Origin of the sequence: Shimia sp. CNT1-13L.2 (assembly GCF_024331145.1) — a bacterium.
In the GTDB taxonomy this organism is placed as follows: domain Bacteria; phylum Pseudomonadota; class Alphaproteobacteria; order Rhodobacterales; family Rhodobacteraceae; genus Shimia.
In genome coordinates this window covers 243304-261547 of sequence record NZ_JANDJO010000001.1, presented here as the reverse complement: position 1 = coordinate 261547, position 18244 = coordinate 243304, and the positions used below count along the sequence as shown (strand labels likewise).

The 18244-nt window shown below is 59.4% G+C and carries 23 protein-coding genes; 16 read left to right on the top strand and 7 right to left on the bottom strand.

The window, feature by feature from the left end:
- Positions 1–2: 2 nt before the first annotated feature.
- From NNA36_RS01295 to mdh, 6 genes are all read right to left on the bottom strand, one after another.
- Entirely contained in the window at positions 3–779 is a 777-nt protein-coding gene (locus NNA36_RS01295) for a hypothetical protein (protein ID WP_255103512.1), read from the bottom strand.
- 72 nt (positions 780–851) lie between these two features.
- Positions 852–1739 carry a succinate--CoA ligase subunit alpha gene (gene sucD / locus NNA36_RS01290; RefSeq protein WP_255103511.1) on the bottom strand — a complete coding sequence of 296 codons (888 nt, stop codon included), beginning with the start codon at positions 1737–1739 and terminating at the stop codon, positions 852–854.
- Between the two features lie 25 nt (positions 1740–1764).
- A complete protein-coding gene (locus NNA36_RS01285) occupies positions 1765–2799 on the bottom strand; it encodes a hypothetical protein (RefSeq protein WP_255103508.1) in 1035 nt (344 codons plus the stop codon).
- Between the two features lie 65 nt (positions 2800–2864).
- On the bottom strand, positions 2865–4058 hold the full coding sequence (sucC, locus tag NNA36_RS01280; protein WP_255103506.1) for an ADP-forming succinate--CoA ligase subunit beta: 1194 nt from the start codon (positions 4056–4058) through the stop codon (positions 2865–2867).
- A gap of 315 nt (positions 4059–4373) precedes the next feature.
- Positions 4374–5276, bottom strand: coding sequence for a putative nucleotide-diphospho-sugar transferase (locus tag NNA36_RS01275; RefSeq protein WP_255103505.1), 903 nt, complete (start codon positions 5274–5276; stop codon positions 4374–4376).
- A gap of 113 nt (positions 5277–5389) precedes the next feature.
- Positions 5390–6352 (bottom strand): malate dehydrogenase, encoded by a 963-nt coding sequence (mdh, locus tag NNA36_RS01270; protein ID WP_255103502.1) that lies wholly within the window; start codon positions 6350–6352, stop codon positions 5390–5392.
- Positions 6353–6521: 169 nt separating this feature from the next.
- Here mdh and NNA36_RS01265 point away from each other — a divergent pair, with 169 nt between their 5' ends.
- Positions 6522–7256 carry a sulfite exporter TauE/SafE family protein gene (locus NNA36_RS01265; RefSeq protein ID WP_255103500.1) on the top strand — a complete coding sequence of 245 codons (735 nt, stop codon included), beginning with the start codon at positions 6522–6524 and terminating at the stop codon, positions 7254–7256.
- Between the two features lie 110 nt (positions 7257–7366).
- A complete protein-coding gene (locus NNA36_RS01260) occupies positions 7367–7552 on the top strand; it encodes a hypothetical protein (protein ID WP_255103498.1) in 186 nt (61 codons plus the stop codon).
- A gap of 51 nt (positions 7553–7603) precedes the next feature.
- Here the strand turns inward: NNA36_RS01260 and NNA36_RS01255 are convergent, their stop codons facing one another.
- Complete coding sequence (locus NNA36_RS01255) at positions 7604–7915, bottom strand: hypothetical protein (RefSeq protein WP_255103496.1); 312 nt, start codon at positions 7913–7915, stop codon at positions 7604–7606.
- A 185-nt stretch (positions 7916–8100) separates the two neighbouring features.
- Here NNA36_RS01255 and NNA36_RS01250 point away from each other — a divergent pair, with 185 nt between their 5' ends.
- The 14 genes from NNA36_RS01250 to NNA36_RS01185 all read left to right on the top strand — a co-directional run bounded on the left by NNA36_RS01250 (position 8101) and on the right by NNA36_RS01185 (position 18159).
- Positions 8101–8955, top strand: coding sequence for a CoA ester lyase (locus NNA36_RS01250; protein ID WP_255103494.1), 855 nt, complete (start codon positions 8101–8103; stop codon positions 8953–8955).
- A gap of 37 nt (positions 8956–8992) precedes the next feature.
- A complete protein-coding gene (locus NNA36_RS01245) occupies positions 8993–9541 on the top strand; it encodes an NnrU family protein (protein ID WP_255103492.1) in 549 nt (182 codons plus the stop codon).
- Between the two features lie 4 nt (positions 9542–9545).
- Positions 9546–9749: a DUF1737 domain-containing protein gene (locus NNA36_RS01240; RefSeq protein WP_255103490.1), complete on the top strand. Its 204-nt coding sequence runs from the start codon at positions 9546–9548 to the stop codon at positions 9747–9749.
- Positions 9750–10781, top strand: a complete 1032-nt coding sequence (locus tag NNA36_RS01235) for a MaoC family dehydratase (protein ID WP_255103488.1) — start codon at positions 9750–9752, stop codon at positions 10779–10781.
- Between the two features lie 325 nt (positions 10782–11106).
- The gene (gene sdhC / locus NNA36_RS01230; protein ID WP_255103486.1) at positions 11107–11490 is read left to right on the top strand and encodes a succinate dehydrogenase, cytochrome b556 subunit; all 384 of its coding nucleotides are present in this window, start codon (positions 11107–11109) and stop codon (positions 11488–11490) included.
- Positions 11491–11503: 13 nt separating this feature from the next.
- Positions 11504–11875: a succinate dehydrogenase, hydrophobic membrane anchor protein gene (gene sdhD / locus NNA36_RS01225; RefSeq protein ID WP_255103484.1), complete on the top strand. Its 372-nt coding sequence runs from the start codon at positions 11504–11506 to the stop codon at positions 11873–11875.
- Between the two features lie 16 nt (positions 11876–11891).
- Positions 11892–13697: a succinate dehydrogenase flavoprotein subunit gene (gene sdhA, locus NNA36_RS01220; RefSeq protein ID WP_255103482.1), complete on the top strand. Its 1806-nt coding sequence runs from the start codon at positions 11892–11894 to the stop codon at positions 13695–13697.
- Between the two features lie 26 nt (positions 13698–13723).
- A complete protein-coding gene (locus tag NNA36_RS01215; RefSeq protein ID WP_255103480.1) occupies positions 13724–14539 on the top strand; it encodes a hypothetical protein in 816 nt (271 codons plus the stop codon).
- Positions 14540–14651: 112 nt separating this feature from the next.
- The gene (locus tag NNA36_RS01210; protein ID WP_255103478.1) at positions 14652–14798 is read left to right on the top strand and encodes a hypothetical protein; all 147 of its coding nucleotides are present in this window, start codon (positions 14652–14654) and stop codon (positions 14796–14798) included.
- On the top strand, positions 14791–15570 hold the full coding sequence (locus NNA36_RS01205; protein ID WP_255103475.1) for a succinate dehydrogenase iron-sulfur subunit: 780 nt from the start codon (positions 14791–14793) through the stop codon (positions 15568–15570). The genes NNA36_RS01210 and NNA36_RS01205 overlap by 8 nt, the downstream gene beginning before the upstream one ends.
- Before the next feature lie 119 nt (positions 15571–15689).
- Positions 15690–16400 (top strand): ZIP family metal transporter, encoded by a 711-nt coding sequence (locus NNA36_RS01200; protein ID WP_255103472.1) that lies wholly within the window; start codon positions 15690–15692, stop codon positions 16398–16400.
- A 76-nt stretch (positions 16401–16476) separates the two neighbouring features.
- A complete protein-coding gene (locus NNA36_RS01195; RefSeq protein WP_255103470.1) occupies positions 16477–16689 on the top strand; it encodes a hypothetical protein in 213 nt (70 codons plus the stop codon).
- 141 nt (positions 16690–16830) lie between these two features.
- Positions 16831–17265, top strand: coding sequence for a DUF4399 domain-containing protein (locus tag NNA36_RS01190; RefSeq protein ID WP_255103469.1), 435 nt, complete (start codon positions 16831–16833; stop codon positions 17263–17265).
- Positions 17266–17304: 39 nt separating this feature from the next.
- Positions 17305–18159, top strand: coding sequence for a DUF1989 domain-containing protein (locus tag NNA36_RS01185; protein ID WP_255103467.1), 855 nt, complete (start codon positions 17305–17307; stop codon positions 18157–18159).
- Positions 18160–18244 lie beyond the last annotated feature (85 nt).

The window sequence follows — 18244 nt, the reverse complement described above, 5'->3', positions numbered from 1 at the left end:
CCTCACTTCTTGGATTGTTTGCGAATAGAGAAAGCTGTCTCTACACGAGCAGGCCTTCCCCAAATGCCGTTCATTGGTTCTAGGTATTTCGCAATCTGTATGGACAACACTGCGCTTCTGGTTGGAGAGCCAATCTCTGAGTTGAGTTCTCCGTAGGCAAGATGGGCTTCCGGGTGCATCTGAGTGATGCCTAGCTGTTTGTAGCGTTCTCTCAGCTCATCCAACATCTTGTCGGATTGCTCAGAGGACGGTCCTGCGTAAAGGCACTCAAGGTCGATTTTGCCGTTTTTTGTTGACCCGATCACCAAAAGAACCGCTTTGGGATTCTTGGTATCGACAAAGCCCCAAGCGTCGCCTCGTTGCAACATCTCGAGATGGTGGCTGGTAAAGGATTTGCCAGTCTCCAGGACTTCGTTCCAGTCCATTTCACTTTCCGGATCCAGCGAAAACAAAAGGCCGTATCCGTCATGGGCGAGTCTGGAGAATCGCTTTGACAGCGGCGCGGAGAATTCAATCCAGCCGAAAGAGCTTAAAGTGCTCTTGAGGTTAGGGCCAAATTCCATGGCCTTTCCACAGGCAAGCATTGTTTTGTCGACAAGTGATGCACCGGCCAGTGAAGGCGACGTGAGCATTAAGCTTGAAAGCGCCGCGGCAATTGCGGCAATCCCCGCCCGGCGGCAACGCCGGGCAGCGCCCGACCCTCCCCACGGGAGGGCGCTTGGCGCCCCCCCAGGGTCAGGCGCTGCCCTATGTTCATGTGCCTTGGCGTTGGCCTTCATGCGTGTCGCGCCCCGGGCTTGTCCCGGGGCCTCCGGTCGTGGTCCCGGGGTATGCCCCGGGACGAGGTTGGTTTAGCCGAGTTCGATGGCTTTCAGCATGGCTTCGCCGAGGCCTGCGGGGCTGTCGGCGACCACGATGCCAGCTTCGTTCATGGCTGCGATCTTGTCTTCCGCGCCGCCTTTACCACCGGCAACGATGGCACCGGCGTGGCCCATGCGGCGGCCCGGAGGTGCGGTGCGGCCCGCGATGAAGCCAGCGACCGGCTTCCAGCGGCCTTTCTTGCGCTCGTTGGCGAGGAATTCTGCGGCTTCTTCTTCGGCCGAACCACCGATCTCGCCGATCATGATGATCGACTGGGTTTCTTCGTCCGACAGGAACATGTCGAGGACGTCGATGTGCTCGGTGCCCTTGATCGGGTCGCCACCGATACCGACGGCGGTCGACTGGCCGAGGCCGATGTCTGCGGTCTGTTTCACGGCTTCATAGGTCAGGGTACCCGAGCGCGAGACAACGCCAACCGAGCCACGCTTGTGGATGTGGCCGGGCATGATGCCGATCTTGCAGGCGTCGGGGGTGATGATGCCGGGGCAGTTCGGGCCGATCAGGCGCGACGAGGAGTTCTCGAGCGCGCGCTTTACTTTCATCATGTCCAGCACCGGAATGCCTTCGGTGATGCAGACGATCAGTTCCATCTCGGCGTCGATGGCTTCGAGGATCGAGTCGGCCGCGAAGGGCGGGGGCACGTAGATCACCGAGGCGTTGGCTTCGGTTTTCGCCTTGGCCTCGTGGACCGAGTTGAACACGGGCAGGCCCAGGTGTTCGTTGCCACCTTTGCCGGGGGTGACGCCGCCGACCATCTGGGTGCCATAGGCGATTGCCTGCTCCGAGTGGAAGGTGCCTTGCGAGCCGGTGAAGCCCTGGCAGATAACTTTGGTGTTTTCGTCTACGAGTACGGCCATTTTTGTGGTTCCTCAGTTCAGTGAATTACGTGGTTGGTTTGGGCTCGGCGCCATAGTTCAGGCGAAGGGCCAATTCGATTGCGTCGGTGTTCGTCTCTTCCTGGGGTTCGACGAGTTTCTGGTCCGGGCGGCGGGGAAACAGCACCTCGCGCTCGGGGAAGAAGGCGGCGCGCAGCTGTTCGTTGTGTGGGTCCATCGCATTGCGGAGGGCTTCGTACTGATCGCGGGTCAGGCCCTGGCGATCGCCGCCGATCGACATCTCCATCAGCTTGGTCAGGACACCCGTGCGGCGCGGGTTGTAATCGCCTTCGGGGGTGGCGAAGGGTTCGATCTCGTTCAGGATGCGCAGCACGGTCGTGGCATCCACCGAGAGTGCTTCGTTGGCGCGCGGCGGGGTTTTCAGACCGCTGCGATCAATCTTCAGCAACTGGCAGAGATCATCCACAAGATCGCCGTTCAGCAGATAGTCGGGTTCGAGCAGGGCAGGCAGGATGTTGTCCTTGCCCACGGCCTCGGCCCAGTTGGAGACCATCTTGTTGTAGTCGAGTTTCTTGATCAGCCCGTCGATGTGTTCCTGGAAGGAGATCGTCTGGCCCACCTTGATACGCTGCGAGTAGGACGAGGGGATCACGTCTTCCTGACGGCGCAGGTAGATGACATAGCGCACCTTGTCGGCGAACTGTTTGAAGTAGGCGTCGACCTTCTTGATCTTCTCGACCTTCTGGAACCAGACGCTGATCTGTTCGCAGGAGATGACGAGCGTGTCGTCCTTGCCCAGCTTGGCGCGGGCTGCGGCGAATTTCTCTTCGAAGGCGGCCGCGTATTTGCGCAGCGATTCACGGCCGGTGATCTTGGCCATGGTGCGCACGGAGCCTGCGGGCACTTTCATGTCGCCGAAATCGCAGGCCGCGATGGCGAATTCTTTCTGGCTCGGCGTGTTGCTGAGCTCGGCCGCATAGTGAATGCCCTGATCCACCAGAGCTTCCTTGTTCAGATCAAGGAAAGACTGGATCGTGGTGGAGCCGGTCTTGGGGCGGCCGATATGAACGATGATTTCCATCTAGACGCTCATGCAGAATAACAGGGGGGGAGCGGGTGGCCCAAGGCAGGCCACCCGAAGAGGTTTTAGCCCTTGACCGCTTTCACGATCTTTTCGGCGCCGTCGCTGAGGTTGTCGGCGGCGATCACGTTGAGGCCGGAGGTGTTGATGATCTCCTTGCCCTTTTCAACGTTGGTGCCTTCGAGGCGGACAACCAGCGGCACTTCGAGGCCAACTTCTTTCACTGCGGCAACAACGCCCTCGGCGATGACGTCACAGCGCATGATGCCGCCGAAGATGTTCACCAGGATGCCTTTGACGTTCGGGTCCGAGGTGATGATCTTGAAGGCTTCGGTCACCTTCTCTTTGGTGGCGCCGCCACCAACGTCGAGGAAGTTTGCCGGTTCCGCGCCATAAAGCTTGATGATGTCCATGGTGGCCATCGCGAGGCCCGCGCCGTTCACCATGCAGCCGATTTCACCGTCCAGAGCGATGTAGTTCAGGTCGTATTTCGACGCTTCCAGCTCTTTGGGGTCTTCTTCGGTCTCGTCGCGCAGAGCGGCAACGTCCTGGTGGCGATAGACAGCGTTGCCGTCAAAACCCAGCTTGGCGTCGAGCACCTTGAGCGAACCCTCGTCGGTGACGATCAGCGGGTTGATTTCCAGCATCTCCATGTCCTTCTCGATGAAGGCTTTGTAGAGCTGACCCATCAGGGCAACGCATTCCTTGACCTGCTTGCCTTCGAGGCCCAGCGAGAAGGCGATGCGGCGGCCGTGGTAGGCCTGGTAGCCGGTGGCCGGGTCAACCGAGAACGACAGGATCTTTTCCGGGGTCGATGCGGCGACTTCCTCGATGTCCATGCCGCCTTCGGTCGAGCAGACGAAGGAGACGCGCGAGGTGACGCGGTCAACCAGCAGGGCGAGATAGAGTTCGCGCTCGATGCCGGAACCGGCTTCGATGTAGATGCGGTTGACTTGCTTGCCGGCCGGGCCGGTCTGGTGGGTCACAAGGGTGCGGCCCAGCATCTTCTTGGCTTCTTCGGCGGCTTCTTCAACCGACTTGGTCAGGCGGACACCGCCCTTTTCACCAGCGTCGGCCTCTTTGAACGAGCCCTTGCCGCGACCACCTGCGTGGATCTGTGCCTTGACCACCCAGAGCGGGCCGTCGAGTTCACCAGCTGCGGTTTTTGCATCTTCGGCCTTGAGAACGACACGGCCCTCGGAAACGGGGGCACCGTAGGTGCGAAGCAGAGCCTTCGCCTGATATTCGTGGATGTTCATTGAACTGTCCCATCTTGCTGCGGTTGCCGAGCGTTTTGGCACAGGACATGGGACTGTCTAAGCGTTTTTTTCCATACTGCGGCGTTTTGGATCGTTTTTCCGCATTTTGTGATCACACTCAAATTTTTAGTGATCACAAAAATGGTTTGACGGCTCATATCCGAAGGAATCAATGCGTTAAGCGATGCTGTGCCGTGCTGGAAACCTTGTAACGCTTTGACGTCATATAAGCTGATATGCAGAGCCGTGAGAAGGATCTGGATGGTTTAGCAATAGATTTGAAGGGGGGGTGGTTCCGGGCGAACAAGTGTTTTCCTAGTCTCGCCCAGGTTCGTGCATTTGGCCTCCCCGCCACTTCTTGCCCTGGTTCTTGTTTTTGCGAAACGTGCGCAACCTCTTTTGGGTGAGTTCCAGTTCTTCTTCGGAATTGATGTAGAGGACCCCACTTTGAAACGTTTTCCCTTGGCCGATATGCTCATCGAATTGAATCAGCTTTGAAACATGATCCCCTCGAATTTGACCAATTTCGGCTCGGAGATCGAATGGATCGAGAGGAGATCCGGGCGGCCTTTTGTGAAGCTCGGTGAGGTGCAAGATGCGCGGTGCGCCGTGAATGGGGCGCCACCTATCGAAGGCGGCGACATCAAAGATGTTGTATTCCTGCGGATACACGCAGAATTTAGCCATGTCTTCATAGAGCATCTGCCGCAGAATAATCTGATCGTAGGGGGCCTGGGTTTCGTCCAGTCTACGCTCCCATTCCTCTGAGAAGGCCTCCATCTTGGCGGATTTTCGAATGCCAAGGACACCTGAGTTCAGGAACGGAAACGACCGCGGGATCGGGGGATTTGTTTTTGTGACGACCGGACCTCGGTTGAGCGCGCCTGCGGCGGCAAGGTCAAAATCGTGCAACACATCAAAGAGTTCGGAGACATCCATCAAGACAATGATGTCCGCGTCCAGAATGACGGTTCTCTCAAACCTAGTCTTCCGCATAGCTTCGATTTTGGGGCGAAACCATGATCGTTCCAGTTTGAAAACCTTGTTGAAAACCGTGTCTTCGACCTGTTGATCCGTGAACAAGTCGACATTTGCGTCTGGCATGTGCAGACGAAGTGTCCGCGCGGCGCGCTGGGCGAGTATCGTATATTCGGGTCCGGTTGTTGCGAACACGAAGCCCTGATCATTGCAGGTGCTTGCAACTTTTGATTCTGACATTGGCCAAGTACCTTGGATCAGAATAGACGCGTGAAATTGCAGTGCGGGGAAAAGAGCCGCTCTTTTCAGGCGGAATGGTGTGCGCCGAAGTCATGCTCCGGCGCACCAGAGTTTTAGGCCAGCGAGCCGTCGATGCCTTTGCAGGCGTCAACCAGACCTTGAACGGCCTTGACCGACACGTCGAACATTTCCTGCTCTTCTTTGTTGAGCTTGATGTTGACGACTTTCTCGACACCGCCAGCGCCGATCACGGTCGGAACGCCAACGTACATGTCTTTCACGCCCAGGTCGCCGTCACAGTAGGCGGCGCAAGGCAGGACGCGCTTCTGGTCTTTCAGGTAGGCTTCTGCCATTTCGATGGCCGACGCGGCCGGCGCGTAGAAGGCCGAACCGGTTTTCAGAAGGCCAACGATCTCGGCGCCACCGTCACGGGTACGCTGAACCATCGCGTCCAGTTTCTCCTGGGTGGTCCAGCCCATTTCGATCAGGTCGGGGAGCGGGATACCGGCAACGGTCGAGTAACGTACCGAAGGTACCATGGTGTCGCCGTGGCCGCCCAGAACGAAGGCGGTAACGTCGCGCATCGAGACGTTGAACTCTTCGGCCAGGAAGTGGCGGAAGCGAGCGGAGTCGAGAACGCCTGCCATGCCGCAGACCTTGTTGGTGGGCAGGCCCGAGAATTTCTGCAGAGCCCAGACCATCGCGTCGAGCGGGTTGGTGATGCAGATCACGAATGCGTCCGGTGCGTTGTCGCGGATGCCTTCGCCAACCGATTTCATGACTTTGAGGTTGATGCCCAGCAGGTCATCGCGGCTCATGCCGGGTTTACGTGCCACACCTGCGGTCACGATGCAGACGTCGGCGCCAGCGATGGCCGAGTAGTCGCTCGAGCCGGACATTGCGGCGTCGATTTTCTCGACGGGGCCGGATTCTGCGATGTCGAGCGCCTTGCCCTGGGGCAGGCCGTCAGCGATGTCGAACAGAACTACGTCGCCCAGTTCTTTGATAGCTGCGAGGTGGGCGAGCGTGCCGCCGATGTTGCCTGCGCCGATAAGGGCAATCTTGGGTCTGGCCATGGGAAATCTCTCCGGTCCGATTAATTTTTCGAGGGTGGCTTAGGGCGTAAAAGCCCGTGACGCAAGGTTTTTGCGCTGCGGCGCAGCGGCGCGGATTGGGCTTGAGATGTCGTAAATCGGTCATAAACTCCGGTTGACAGGGGATTTTTATGGCGCGGGAGCGGTAACATTGGAGATCGGGTTTTTTCTGATCGCGGCGCCCGCGGTGGTGTTTGCAGGCATCTCGAAGGGTGGTTTCGGCTCGGGCGCGGCCTTTGCCAGCGCGGCGATTCTGGCGATTGTCCTGCCGCCCGCACAGGCCCTGGGGATCATGCTGCCGCTGTTGATGCTGATCGACGTGGCGACGTTGCGACCCTATTGGGGAAAGTGGAGCTGGGGGGATGCGAAGGTGTTGATCCTTGGCGGAGTTCCCGGTGTCGCGCTGGGGGCGGGTTTGTTCACGGTGGCCGATGACGACCTGTTGCGCCTGCTGATCGGGACCGTGGCGCTTGGGTTTGTGCTGTGGCGGCTTTGGCCCGCGGCGCGGGCGCGTGCGCCGATCCCCGTCTGGGGCGGGCTGCTGGCCGGTGTCGCTGCGGGCTTCACGAGTTTTATCAGCCACGCGGGCGGGCCGCCGGTGGCGGTTTACCTTTTGTCGCGCGGGGTGGGGAAGACGACCTATCAGGCGACCACGGTTCTGATCTTCTGGGTCATCAATATCGCCAAGGCGGTGCCCTATGCGTTTCTTGGGGTGTTCACGCTGGAGAACCTTGTCATCGATCTCTGGCTGGCACCCTTTGCCCTGCTTGGGGCGTGGGTCGGGGTCAAGGCACATCACATGGTGCCGGAGCGCCTGTACTTTGCCGTGACCTATGTGCTGCTTGGTCTGACAGGAGGCAAGCTGGTGTGGGATGCGCTGAGTTGACGGCAGGATATTGCCGATCCCTGCGGTCGGCGCGGGGTGTTGTGGTATGATATGCGTCTACGAGCGGTTGCGGTGGGTTTCATTGGCGACATTCCCAGGGAGGAAAGACAATGAAAAGTCTCGTACTCGTACTCTCGGTTCTTGTGTTCGGTGCATTCGTGACCCCGGCGGCAGCCGATAAGGGGGGAACGCCGAACGAAAATGCAAGTGACAATGCGCGGGGAAGTGAAAACGCGCATGGTAACAACCCCAACAAGGGGCCTGGTAACAATTCCGGTAAGGGTGGCGGAGGTTAATCCGCAAACCCGTTGTTCATCTGGGGTCCGCAAGGAAGGTTGCGGGCCCCTTCAGGCGTCGTTGCCTTTCGCCGGCAGGGTTTCGGCCAGTGTTTCGTAGGCCTGACCGGAGGCGACGAGACATGTGGCGCCGTTTGGGAAGGTCACGGTGATTGTCCAACTGCCGGTTTCGGCGGCGAAGACCTCGACAATCGCGTTGTTGGCGCCAAGGCCGATGGCCTGCCGGGTTTCGCCATAGCTGTCGTTCAGGCGCTCAAGCACCACGTCGCGCGGGGCGCAGTTGCCTTGTTGTGCGGCCACCTGATCGGCGGCCAGCACCAGCAGGCCGAAGCCCATTGTCGCTTGGAGAAATACATCTTTCATTGCTCTGCCTTTCGTTGGGGCGGGTGAGCCCGCCGCGAATTTGATGCGAAAAGCATGCCGGATGAGGCGAGAAATAAGGGTTAACGCCGCGTCCTGAAGGGTTTCTTCTGCACTGCGGCATTTTTCATCTTGAACTTATCTGTAAAAAAAGTCCATTTTTGCGCAACTTTGTTTCGGAGAGACTCATGGATCAGCGCGCACGTCCTTATCGTTCGGTACTTTACATCCCCGGTTCGCGAGAGCGTGCCCTTGAAAAGGCCAAGACCCTGCCGGTGGATGCGATCATTTTCGATCTCGAAGATGCCGTGGCTGTCGATGAGAAGGACAATGCCCGCGATATCCTGAAAGCCTCGCTTGCGGCCGGTGGGTATGGGACGCGTATGCGGATTGTCCGTATCAACGGTCTGGATACCCAATGGGGCGAAGCCGACGCCAAGGCGGCAGCCGAGATGGATTGCGATGCGGTGCTGTTGCCCAAGGTCGAAAGTGCGGCGCAGGTGGACGCGCTGGCGGCGCTGGTGGGTGACAAGCCGATCTGGGCGATGATGGAAACCCCGCGCGGTATGCTGAACGCGGCCGAAATCGCGGCGCATCCGCAGCTGACCGGTTTCGTGATGGGCACGAATGACCTTGCCAAGGAACTCCAGTGCCGTTTCCGTGCCGATCGCCTGCCGATGCTGACCTCGCTGTCGCTGTGCCTGCTGGCGGCCAAGGCCGAGGGCATCGTGATCGTGGATGGTGTTTACAACGCGTTCAAGGACACAGACGGTCTGCGCGCCGAATGCGAGCAGGGCCGTGACATGGGTATGGACGGCAAGACGCTGATCCACCCGGCGCAAGTGGATGTGGCCAACGAAGCCTTTGCCCCGACCGAAGCCGAGATCGATCTGGCCCGCCGCCAGATTGCCGCTTTCGAGGAAACGGAAGCGAAGGGCGAGGGCGTGGCGGTTGTCGACGGCAAGATCGTCGAAAACCTGCACGTCGTGACCGCCAAGGAAATTCTTGCCAAGGCAGATGCAATCACGGCGCTGGCGAGTTAAGTCTGTCCCCAAGACCATATAGCTAGCGGAGAGCGAGATGACACTTTTGGTTCTTGGGGTACTTCTGTGGGCGGGGGCCCACTTTTTCAAACGTCTTATGCCGGATGCGCGGGCGCGTATGGGCGATGCAGGCAAGGGGATTGTCGCGGTTGCCCTCGTGATAAGCGTAGTGCTGATGGTGATTGGCTATCGTGCGGCCGAGGTGGTTGACCTGTGGTATCCGCCCGCCTGGACGGTGCATGCGAACAACTTTCTTGTTCTGGTCGCCATTTTCATGATGAGCCCAGCCCCCAAGAAGGGCCGTATCCTGAACGGTATGCGCCATCCGCAGCTTGCGGGTTTCAGGGCCTGGGCCTTTGCGCACCTTCTGGTGAATGGCGATCTGGCCTCGGTGATCCTGTTTGGCGGGCTGTTCGTCTGGGCGCTGGCCGAGGTGGTGCTGATCAACAAGGCAGAGCCGGAATGGACCCCGGGCGCGGCGGGCAGCTATGCCAAGGACGGTATGTTCCTGGTGGCGTCGCTCGTGCTGATGGCGGTGATTGGCTACATCCACTATTGGGTCGGCCCCTGGCCTTATCCGGTGTGAGGCCATGAAGCTTTATCGATTTCTCAGTGAAGACGACACATCGGCCTTTTGTCACAAAGTGACAGAGGCCCTTAACAAAGGGTGGGAGCTGCATGGCGACCCCACGTATGCGTTCAACGCCGAAACCGGTGTGATGCGCTGTGGGCAGGCCGTGGTGAAAGAGGTGGATGGCACCTACTCCCCGGACATCAAGTTAGGAGAACAGTAGATGGCCAAGACAAATCCGGGCCGGTTTTTCGAAGACTACACGCTTGGCCAGGTGATCGAGCACGCGGTGCCGCGCACCGTGTCGGGCGGCGAGCGGGCGCTGTATCACGCGCTTTATCCCGCGCGCCACGCGCTTTATTCCTCGGACGAATTCGCGCGGGCCTGTGGCCTGCCGAAGGCGCCGATCGACGATCTCGCGGCGTTCCATGTGGTGTTCGGCAAGACCGTTCCGGATGTGTCTCTGAATGCTGTGGCGAACCTTGGCTATGCCGAGGGCCGCTGGCTCAAGCCGGTCTACGAAGGCGATACCCTGCGCTCGACCTCCGAGGTGATCGGTCTCAAGCAGAACTCGAACGGCAAGACCGGCGTGGTCTATGTGCGGACCCGTGGCATGAACCAGAACGACGAGGTCGTGATGGAATACGTGCGCTGGGTGATGGTGCGCAAACGTGACGTTGACGCGCCCGCGCCCGAAACCGTGGTGCCCGAGCTGGCCAAGGTGATTGATGCCAAGGATCTGGTGATCCCCGAGGGGCTTGATTTCTCGAACTATGATTTCACGCTGGCGGGCGAGCCGCACCGCTGGGGCGACTACGAGATCGGCGAGACGATCGACCACGTGGATGGTGTGACGCTGGAAGAGGCCGAGCACATGATGGCCACGCGCCTGTGGCAGAACACGGCCAAGGTGCACTTTGACGCCACCTTCCGCCCCGACGGGCAGCGCCTGATCTATGGCGGGCACATCATTTCGCTGGCGCGGACCTTGTCGTTCAACGGCCTCGCAAACGCGCAGATGATTGTCGGCCTGAACGGTGGCGCACATGCCAACCCGGCGTTTTCGGGTCTGACCGTCAAGGCGTGGTCCGAGGTTCTTGATAAGGCCGACACCAATGTGCCGGGTGTCGGTGCGATCCGTCTGCGGCTTGTGGCGACCAAGGGGGGCGAGCCCTTTGCCCTGCGTGGTGAGGACGGCAAGTACCAGCCCGAGGTGCTTCTGGATCTCGACTACTGGGCGTTGATGCCGATGTAAGTCGCGCGTACCAAGTGTTGACAGGAGAGAGGGTGCCAGAGATGGTGCCCTTTCTTTTTGTGATCACAATGCCGAGTGACGTTGTGACGTGCAGAAACGTCGGCTTTTGCAGACAGAAGCGGGTAAACCGGTTGAAATTGATTCTTAGGAACCTGACTGATTTCGTTAGATTTGAATATGTGATCACAAGAAATGGGGTGTGATCACGAATTTCTCAAAAATTGCCCTCTTGCGCCAAAAAACCGCGCCTATTCAAAGTCTGAAACCGTGACACGTCGGAAAAATCCGGTAATTAGGTACGCGAGGGAAACCGAAAGGATTCAACATGGCTGATGTGAACCGGGGCAATCGCCCGCTTTCGCCGCATTTGTCGATTTACCGCCCGCAGCTCACGTCTGCGACATCGATTTTTGCACGTATTACTGGCGTAGCCCTACTGGGTGCCGCCGTTCTTGTTGTTTGGTGGTTCCTGGCCGCTGCGGCAGGGCCGGAATATTTTGACTTCGTGAACGGTCTGATGACCTCGTTCATCGGCGATGTCGTGATGTTCGCGGCGCTCTGGGCTGTCTGCTACCACTTCCTGTCGGGTCTGCGTCACCTTTACTGGGACACGGGCCGCGGTTTCGAAATCGAATTCGCCGAGAAACTTGCCAAGGGCGTGATCGTTGGATCCGTTGTCCTGGCGGTTGTGATCGCGCTGATCGTCTGAGGGAGATCGAACAATGGCATTCCTGACCGACCGTAAACGCGCCGAATTCCGTGGCTCCTCGCGCACGGGGACCGAACACTTCTGGGGCCAAACCATCAGCGCCGTGGGTCTTGCGATCCTGGTTCCGCTGTTTGTCTTCACCTTTGGCTGTGCCCTGGGTGGTACCTATGAAGAAGTGATCGCCTATTACCAGCGTCCTTTCCCGGCCATCATCGCCGGTATGACCATCACCGTTGCAATGATCCACTTCCGCCACGGTATCCAGGTGGTGATCGAGGATTATACCCGCGGTTTGCAGAAGAAGTTCCTTATCATCATCTGCACCTGCATCGCCTATGCCGTCGCCGCCACCGGGCTTTTCGCCCTGGCGAGCATCGCCCTCTAAGTCCAGGAGCTGAGACATGGCTGCTTACGAATACGAAACACATGAATATGACGTGGTCGTTGTCGGTGCCGGTGGCGCCGGTCTGCGCGCCACCCTCGGCATGGCCGAGCAGGGCCTGCGCACCGCTTGCGTGACCAAGGTTTTCCCGACCCGTTCCCACACTGTTGCAGCACAGGGCGGCATCGCCGCCTCGCTTGGCAACATGGGGCCGGACAGCTGGCAATGGCACATGTACGACACCGTCAAGGGGTCGGACTGGCTGGGTGATACCGACGCGATGGAATACCTTGCCCGTGAAGCGCCCAAGGCGGTTTATGAGCTTGAGCACTATGGCGTGCCGTTCTCGCGGACCGAGGAAGGTAAGATCTACCAGCGTCCGTTTGGTGGTCACACCACCGAATTCGGTGAAGGTCCCGCCGTGCAGCGGACCTGTGCTGCGGCCGACCGTACCGGCCACGCGATCCTGCACACGCTCTATGGCCAGTCGGTCAAGAACAACGCGGAATTCTATATCGAATACTTCGCCATCGACCTGATCATGTCGGAAGACGGTCAATGTCAGGGTGTTGTCTGCTGGAAGCTGGACGACGGCACCATGCACGTCTTCAACGCGAAGATGGTTGTGCTGGCGACCGGTGGTTACGGCCGTGCCTATTTCTCGGCGACGTCGGCACACACCTGTACCGGTGACGGTGGCGGCATGGTGGCCCGTGCGGGCCTCGCGCTGCAGGACATGGAATTCGTTCAGTTCCACCCGACCGGCATCTACGGTTCGGGCTGTCTGATCACCGAGGGTGCCCGCGGTGAAGGCGGCTACCTGACCAACTCGGAAGGCGAGCGTTTCATGGAACGCTATGCGCCGCAGTACAAGGACCTCGCGCCGCGTGACTATGTTTCGCGCTCGATGACCATGGAAATCCGCGAAGGCCGTGGTGTGGGCAAGGATGGCGATCACATCCACCTGAACCTGAACCACCTGCCGGCCGAAGCGCTGGCCGAACGTCTGCCGGGTATCTCGGAATCGGCGAAGATTTTTGCCGGTGTCGACGTGACCAAGGAGCCGATCCCGGTTCTGCCGACCGTTCACTACAACATGGGCGGTATTCCGACCAACTATTGGGGTGAAGTGCTGAACCCGACTGCCGAAGACCCGACTGCGGTTGTGCCGGGCCTGATGGCTGTCGGTGAAGCGGGTTGTGCCTCGGTCCACGGTGCGAACCGTCTGGGTTCGAACTCGCTGATCGACCTCGTGGTCTTTGGCCGTGCCGCCGCGATCCGCGCCGGCAAGGTTGTTGACGCAGATGCGCCGAACCCGGTTCTGAACCAGGCGTCGGTTGACGCGGCCTTTGATCGTTTCGACGGTCTGCGCCATGCAGACGGCAATATCGCGACTGCGGAACTGCGTCTGGAGATGCAGAAAACCATGCAGGCCGACGCGGCCGTGTTCCGGACCGCCAAGACCATGGCGGAAGGCGTCGAGAAGATGACCGCCGTTGCCGCCAAGATGGACGACCTGAAAGTCAGCGATCGCTCGCTGGTCTGGAACTCGGACCTGATGGAAACGCTGGAACTGACCAACCTGATGCCGAACGCGCTGGCCACCATCGTGGGTGCCGAAGCGCGTAAGGAATCGCGCGGCGCGCACGCACACGAGGACTTCTCGGAGCGTGACGACGAGAACTGGCGGGTTCACACCGTCAGCCGTGTCGAGGGCAACAAGGTTGATCTGACCTATCGTCCGGTGATCGTTGATCCGCTGACCAACGAAGACCAAGGCGGCATCAGCCTCAAGAAGATCGCGCCCAAGGCGCGGACCTTCTAAGCAGGCCTAATCCGGTGGAACGCGGCATGACGCATAGGGTTGAAAAGCGGCTGATCGTCCATTGTGGCGTTCAGAAAACCGCTTCGACCGCGTTCCACCATTTCGTCCAGCGCAATCGTGACGTGTTGGGCGCGCATGTGACCATCCTTACCCCCGAAAAAGGCACACCCACCCGCGAGTTGGGCCGGTTGTGCGCTTTGTTCAGTCTGGGCAGATGCACCGAGGGGGATCTGGCGGCGGCGCTTGATGCGGTGCGGGCCAAGGTCGAGGCGGTCAAAACCACCTGTATCGTTTCGCATGAAAATATCCCCGGTGCGATGCCGGGGCGCAGTGGCGTGGTCGAGTTGTTCCCGCGTCTTGATGCGATTTTCGAGATTTTCGAAGACCGTCTTGGCGACCTGGTGCCGGACTATGCGTTCTATACGCGCCAGCAGGATGCCTGGAAGGTGAGTGTTCACAATCAGGCGGTCAAGTCGGACCACTATACCGAGACGCTTGAGACCTTCCTTGCGGATACGGCCAGCTGCGATAGCTGGGCGGCTTTGCAAAAGCGGGTTGAGGGGTTTGTCGGGGCCGAGCGGGTGCATTTCTTGGCCCTCGAAGACGAAGCCGACCGGCAACGTCCGGGATCGCAGCTTCTGCGCCTTGCCGGTGTGCCCGAGGACGTGATTGCCGAGATGTCGGTGACCAAGAGCCGTAGCAACGAGAGCCTGAACGCAGGCTCGCTGGAGTTCCTGCGGCTCGTGAACCGTCTTGATCTGCCGCGTACTGCGCGTACGGCTGTTGCCAAGCTTATTCAGGGCAATCCGTCGCTGTTCGTGAATGAACGGGGGGCGCTGTGATGCTGGCTGTCTATCGCCCCTATGAAGTGGCCACACTGCGCCAACTTTCGCAGAATGCAGAGATAGTGAAAAAAATCGCTGCACATGCGCCGATTTCCAAGGAGGTGTTCCAGTGACCCTCTTTATCCAGAAAACTGCCAAGCGCATCCTTGTGCCTGGCCCCAGCGATTTCCGGTCTGCACAGCAGATGCCGGTAGAAGAGTTCCGCACCATGCCTTTGGCAGCGCGCGGCGAAGCAAGGAGAGAGACCAATGGTTGAATTCGCACTTCCGAAGAATTCCAAGATCACAACCGGTAAGACTTGGCCCAAGCCCGAAGGCGCGACCAACATCCGTAAATTCCAGATCTATCGCTGGAACCCGGATGATGGCCAGAACCCGCGCGTGGATACCTATTTCCTCGACATGGATGAATGCGGTCCGATGGTTCTTGATGCGCTGATCAAGATCAAGAACGAGATCGACCCGACCCTGACCTTCCGTCGCTCCTGCCGTGAAGGGATCTGTGGCTCCTGCGCGATGAACATCGACGGGATCAACACGCTGGCCTGTATCTATGGCATGGACGAGATCAAGGGCGACGTGAAAATCTATCCCCTGCCGCACATGCCGGTGGTGAAAGACCTGATCCCCGACCTGACCCACTTCTATGCACAGCACGCATCGATCATGCCGTGGCTGGAAACCAAGACCAACCGTCCGGCGAAAGAGTGGAAGCAGTCGATCGAAGACCGCAAGAAACTTGATGGTCTGTATGAGTGCGTGATGTGCGCGTCCTGCTCGACCTCCTGCCCGAGTTACTGGTGGAACGGCGATCGCTACCTCGGCCCGGCAGCCCTGCTGCACGCCTACCGCTGGATCATCGACAGCCGTGATGAGGCGACCGGTGAGCGTCTGGACAACCTTGAAGACCCCTTCAAGCTGTACCGCTGCCACACCATCATGAACTGCGCCAAGACCTGCCCGAAAGGGTTGAATCCGGCGAAGGCGATTGCGGAGATCAAGAAGATGATGGTCGAGCGCAATATCTGATCCACGGTCAGAAAGTTAACGGAAAGCCCGCCGATCTGGCGGGCTTTTTGCGTTTAGGGTCGGCTTGACGGCCGAGGATATCCGTTGGAAAAATTTGAGGAAACCACGGAGCGGCAGGCATGAGCGATTTGATGATGGCCTTGGTGTTGGCAACGCTTGCGGGCGCATCCGTGCCCTTGGGCGGCGCGTTGACTGGGCTGGAACGATGGCTGCCTGCGGACCAGGATCGCGGGCTTCAGCATTTCGTGATGGCCTTCGGGGGCGGGGCGCTGATTTCCGCGATCGCGCTGGTGCTGGTGCCCGAAGGGGTGGATCGCCTGTCTGAGGTGGCGGCCTTGTTCTGGTTCGTGGCGGGTGGGCTCGTGTTCCTTGTGGTGGATCGCGCACTGGCACGGCGCGGGAGCCATGCAGCGCAGTTCCTTGCGATGCTGCTGGACTATTTCCCCGAGGCGCTTGCGCTGGGCGCTTTGCTGGCTGTCGAGCGTTCGGTTGCTGTGCTGATGGCGGTGCTGATCGCGCTTCAGAACCTGCCGGAAGGGTTCAATGCCTTCCGCGAAATGAGGGATAGTGGCATGGCCGGACGGCGGGTGATGCTTTTGTTTGTCCTCATGGTTCCGGTTGGGCCGCTGGCGGCGTTTACGGGCATGTTCGTATTGCAGGACTGGCCGTCGCTGCTCGGGGCGGTGATGATGTTCTCGTCGGGCGGTATTCTATACTTGTTGTTTCAGGACGTCGCGCCGCAGGTGCCACTCAGGCATAGCTGGACGCCACCACTTGGGGCTGTCATGGGTTTCGCGCTGGGGTTGGCGGGGCATATGCTGACGACGTAAAGGCGCGGGCCGCTGCAATATTTGCATTTTCTGCATAGCCAGAATGCGAAATCGGGCGGTGTCATGCAGGGAATTCATGACTAGGTTCGCGCGCATGGGAGGAGTTCTGACGCTTTCGGAGATGACCATGTCGAACTCATATGATGACAAACCTGAAGATTTCGCTGCACGCGCGCTTGAGCTGCTGGAACAGGCCTATGCCTATTATCAGCCGCCGCTGCAGACTGTTGCAAAGGCGCAAGCGAAAGAGGGCAACGAGACCTATTACGAGTATGTAAAGGCCGCCTGATCTTCTACATTCCGGTTTGCTTGACAAAATGGCGTCCCCTGGGGCGCCATTTGCATTTCGGGCTGGTGACGCGGGCGTTATTTTGAAGTGATCGGGCGGGGCGCTATCCTTTCAGGTAGGGAATCTTGGAGGAGACAGAAAATGCGTAAGGTTTTGAGTGTGTTGGCCCTGCTGGCGGGAACCGCGGCCTGGGCGGGAGAGACGCCATCGAACCCGGGGGCGGAAGTGTATTTCATAGGCCTTGAGAACGGGGCCATGGTTGATGGGCCGGTCACGATCCGGTTCGGGTTGTCGGGCATGGGGGTTGCGCCGGCTGGAACCGAGCGGGAAGGGACGGGGCATCACCACCTGTTCGTGAACCGCCCGGCATTGGGCGAAGGGGCCGAGGATGCGGAGCTTTTGGAGAACGGCATTCCTACGGATGACAACCATCGTCACTTTGGCGGCGGGCAGACCGAGGTGACGCTGGACCTTGAGCCGGGCACCCACACGCTACAGCTTGTTCTGGGCGACGAGTTCCACGTGCCGCACAATCCGCCGGTTGTCTCGGATGTGATCACCATCACCGTGAAATAGGGATTGCCAAATCAGCGGCGCGGCGGGCAGGGTTCGCGCATGACACATGCGCCCAACCCTCCCGCTGATGCTGCTGATCGCCGTGCCGTGAAGCCGGTGATCTGTTACCCGAATGAAACCCTGCCCGAGGTGCCGCTGGCGATGTACCAGGCGGCGCTGGCGGGGGCCGAAAAGGTGGGCGAGGTTCTGGTGCCACCGCGCGAGGCGCGCACGTTTCATGTGCCTGCCGGGTCGTTTTTCCGCATCGTTTCCGTCGAAGGGCCGCAGGTTGGCGATTTGAACCTGCACAATGCCAATGACCTGAACGAGCGGTTTTATTCCGGTAAAACAAGGGCTTTGCATGGGACGCACCTGACCACGGGCGAGCGGATGTGGTCGTCTTTTCCCTACCTGCGCCCGATGGCGACGGTCGTCGATGACAGTCTGCATTGGTACGGGATGGATGAATACGGCGGGTCGGTGCATGACGTGATCGGGACGCGGTGTGACCCCTATACCGGCAACCTTCTGGCCGGATCGCAGTACCATCACTGTTGCCATTCCAACCTGACCCGCGCCCTTGCCGAGGAGACGGGCAAACCGACCGCCGAGATCGAGGGGATGGTACATGATGTGCTGAACGTCTTCATGTGCACCGGTTTCACGCGGGATACGGGGCAGTACTTTATGAAGGCAAGCCCGGTGCGGCCCGGAGATCACCTTGATTTCCTTGCCGAAATTGATCTAGTGGGCAACCTGAGCGCCTGTCCGGGCGGGGATTGTTCCAGCGAGCACAGTTCGGATGCGGCGGCGTGCTATCCGCTTTTGGTGGAAATCCTGAAGCCGCAGGATGGCGCGCTGGAGGGGTGGGAAAGCCCTGTTGTGAATGGCTATGACCGCAGCCACGGTTCATAAAGGTTAACGCCGAAACCCCTGTCTGTATTGCGTCGGTATTACGTCGGTATTGCGACGGTATGGATACCCCCAAGTTGATCCGTTA

Excerpts from the sequence above, each read along its gene's own strand:
- NNA36_RS01295 (WP_255103512.1), bottom strand. The coding sequence starts at position 779 with ATGAAGGCCAACGCCAAGGCACATGAACATAGGGCAGCGCCTGACCCT.
- sucD (WP_255103511.1), bottom strand. The coding sequence starts at position 1,739 with ATGGCCGTACTCGTAGACGAAAACACCAAAGTTATCTGCCAGGGCTTC.
- NNA36_RS01285 (WP_255103508.1), bottom strand. The coding sequence starts at position 2,799 with ATGGAAATCATCGTTCATATCGGCCGCCCCAAGACCGGCTCCACCACG.
- sucC (WP_255103506.1), bottom strand. The coding sequence starts at position 4,058 with ATGAACATCCACGAATATCAGGCGAAGGCTCTGCTTCGCACCTACGGT.
- NNA36_RS01275 (WP_255103505.1), bottom strand. The coding sequence starts at position 5,276 with ATGTCAGAATCAAAAGTTGCAAGCACCTGCAATGATCAGGGCTTCGTG.
- mdh (WP_255103502.1), bottom strand. The coding sequence starts at position 6,352 with ATGGCCAGACCCAAGATTGCCCTTATCGGCGCAGGCAACATCGGCGGC.
- NNA36_RS01260 (WP_255103498.1), top strand. The coding sequence starts at position 7,367 with ATGAAAAGTCTCGTACTCGTACTCTCGGTTCTTGTGTTCGGTGCATTC.
- NNA36_RS01255 (WP_255103496.1), bottom strand. The coding sequence starts at position 7,915 with ATGAAAGATGTATTTCTCCAAGCGACAATGGGCTTCGGCCTGCTGGTG.
- NNA36_RS01250 (WP_255103494.1), top strand. The coding sequence starts at position 8,101 with ATGGATCAGCGCGCACGTCCTTATCGTTCGGTACTTTACATCCCCGGT.
- NNA36_RS01245 (WP_255103492.1), top strand. The coding sequence starts at position 8,993 with ATGACACTTTTGGTTCTTGGGGTACTTCTGTGGGCGGGGGCCCACTTT.
- NNA36_RS01240 (WP_255103490.1), top strand. The coding sequence starts at position 9,546 with ATGAAGCTTTATCGATTTCTCAGTGAAGACGACACATCGGCCTTTTGT.
- NNA36_RS01235 (WP_255103488.1), top strand. The coding sequence starts at position 9,750 with ATGGCCAAGACAAATCCGGGCCGGTTTTTCGAAGACTACACGCTTGGC.
- sdhC (WP_255103486.1), top strand. The coding sequence starts at position 11,107 with ATGGCTGATGTGAACCGGGGCAATCGCCCGCTTTCGCCGCATTTGTCG.
- sdhD (WP_255103484.1), top strand. The coding sequence starts at position 11,504 with ATGGCATTCCTGACCGACCGTAAACGCGCCGAATTCCGTGGCTCCTCG.
- sdhA (WP_255103482.1), top strand. The coding sequence starts at position 11,892 with ATGGCTGCTTACGAATACGAAACACATGAATATGACGTGGTCGTTGTC.
- NNA36_RS01215 (WP_255103480.1), top strand. The coding sequence starts at position 13,724 with ATGACGCATAGGGTTGAAAAGCGGCTGATCGTCCATTGTGGCGTTCAG.
- NNA36_RS01205 (WP_255103475.1), top strand. The coding sequence starts at position 14,791 with ATGGTTGAATTCGCACTTCCGAAGAATTCCAAGATCACAACCGGTAAG.
- NNA36_RS01200 (WP_255103472.1), top strand. The coding sequence starts at position 15,690 with ATGAGCGATTTGATGATGGCCTTGGTGTTGGCAACGCTTGCGGGCGCA.
- NNA36_RS01195 (WP_255103470.1), top strand. The coding sequence starts at position 16,477 with ATGACTAGGTTCGCGCGCATGGGAGGAGTTCTGACGCTTTCGGAGATG.
- NNA36_RS01190 (WP_255103469.1), top strand. The coding sequence starts at position 16,831 with ATGCGTAAGGTTTTGAGTGTGTTGGCCCTGCTGGCGGGAACCGCGGCC.
- NNA36_RS01185 (WP_255103467.1), top strand. The coding sequence starts at position 17,305 with ATGACACATGCGCCCAACCCTCCCGCTGATGCTGCTGATCGCCGTGCC.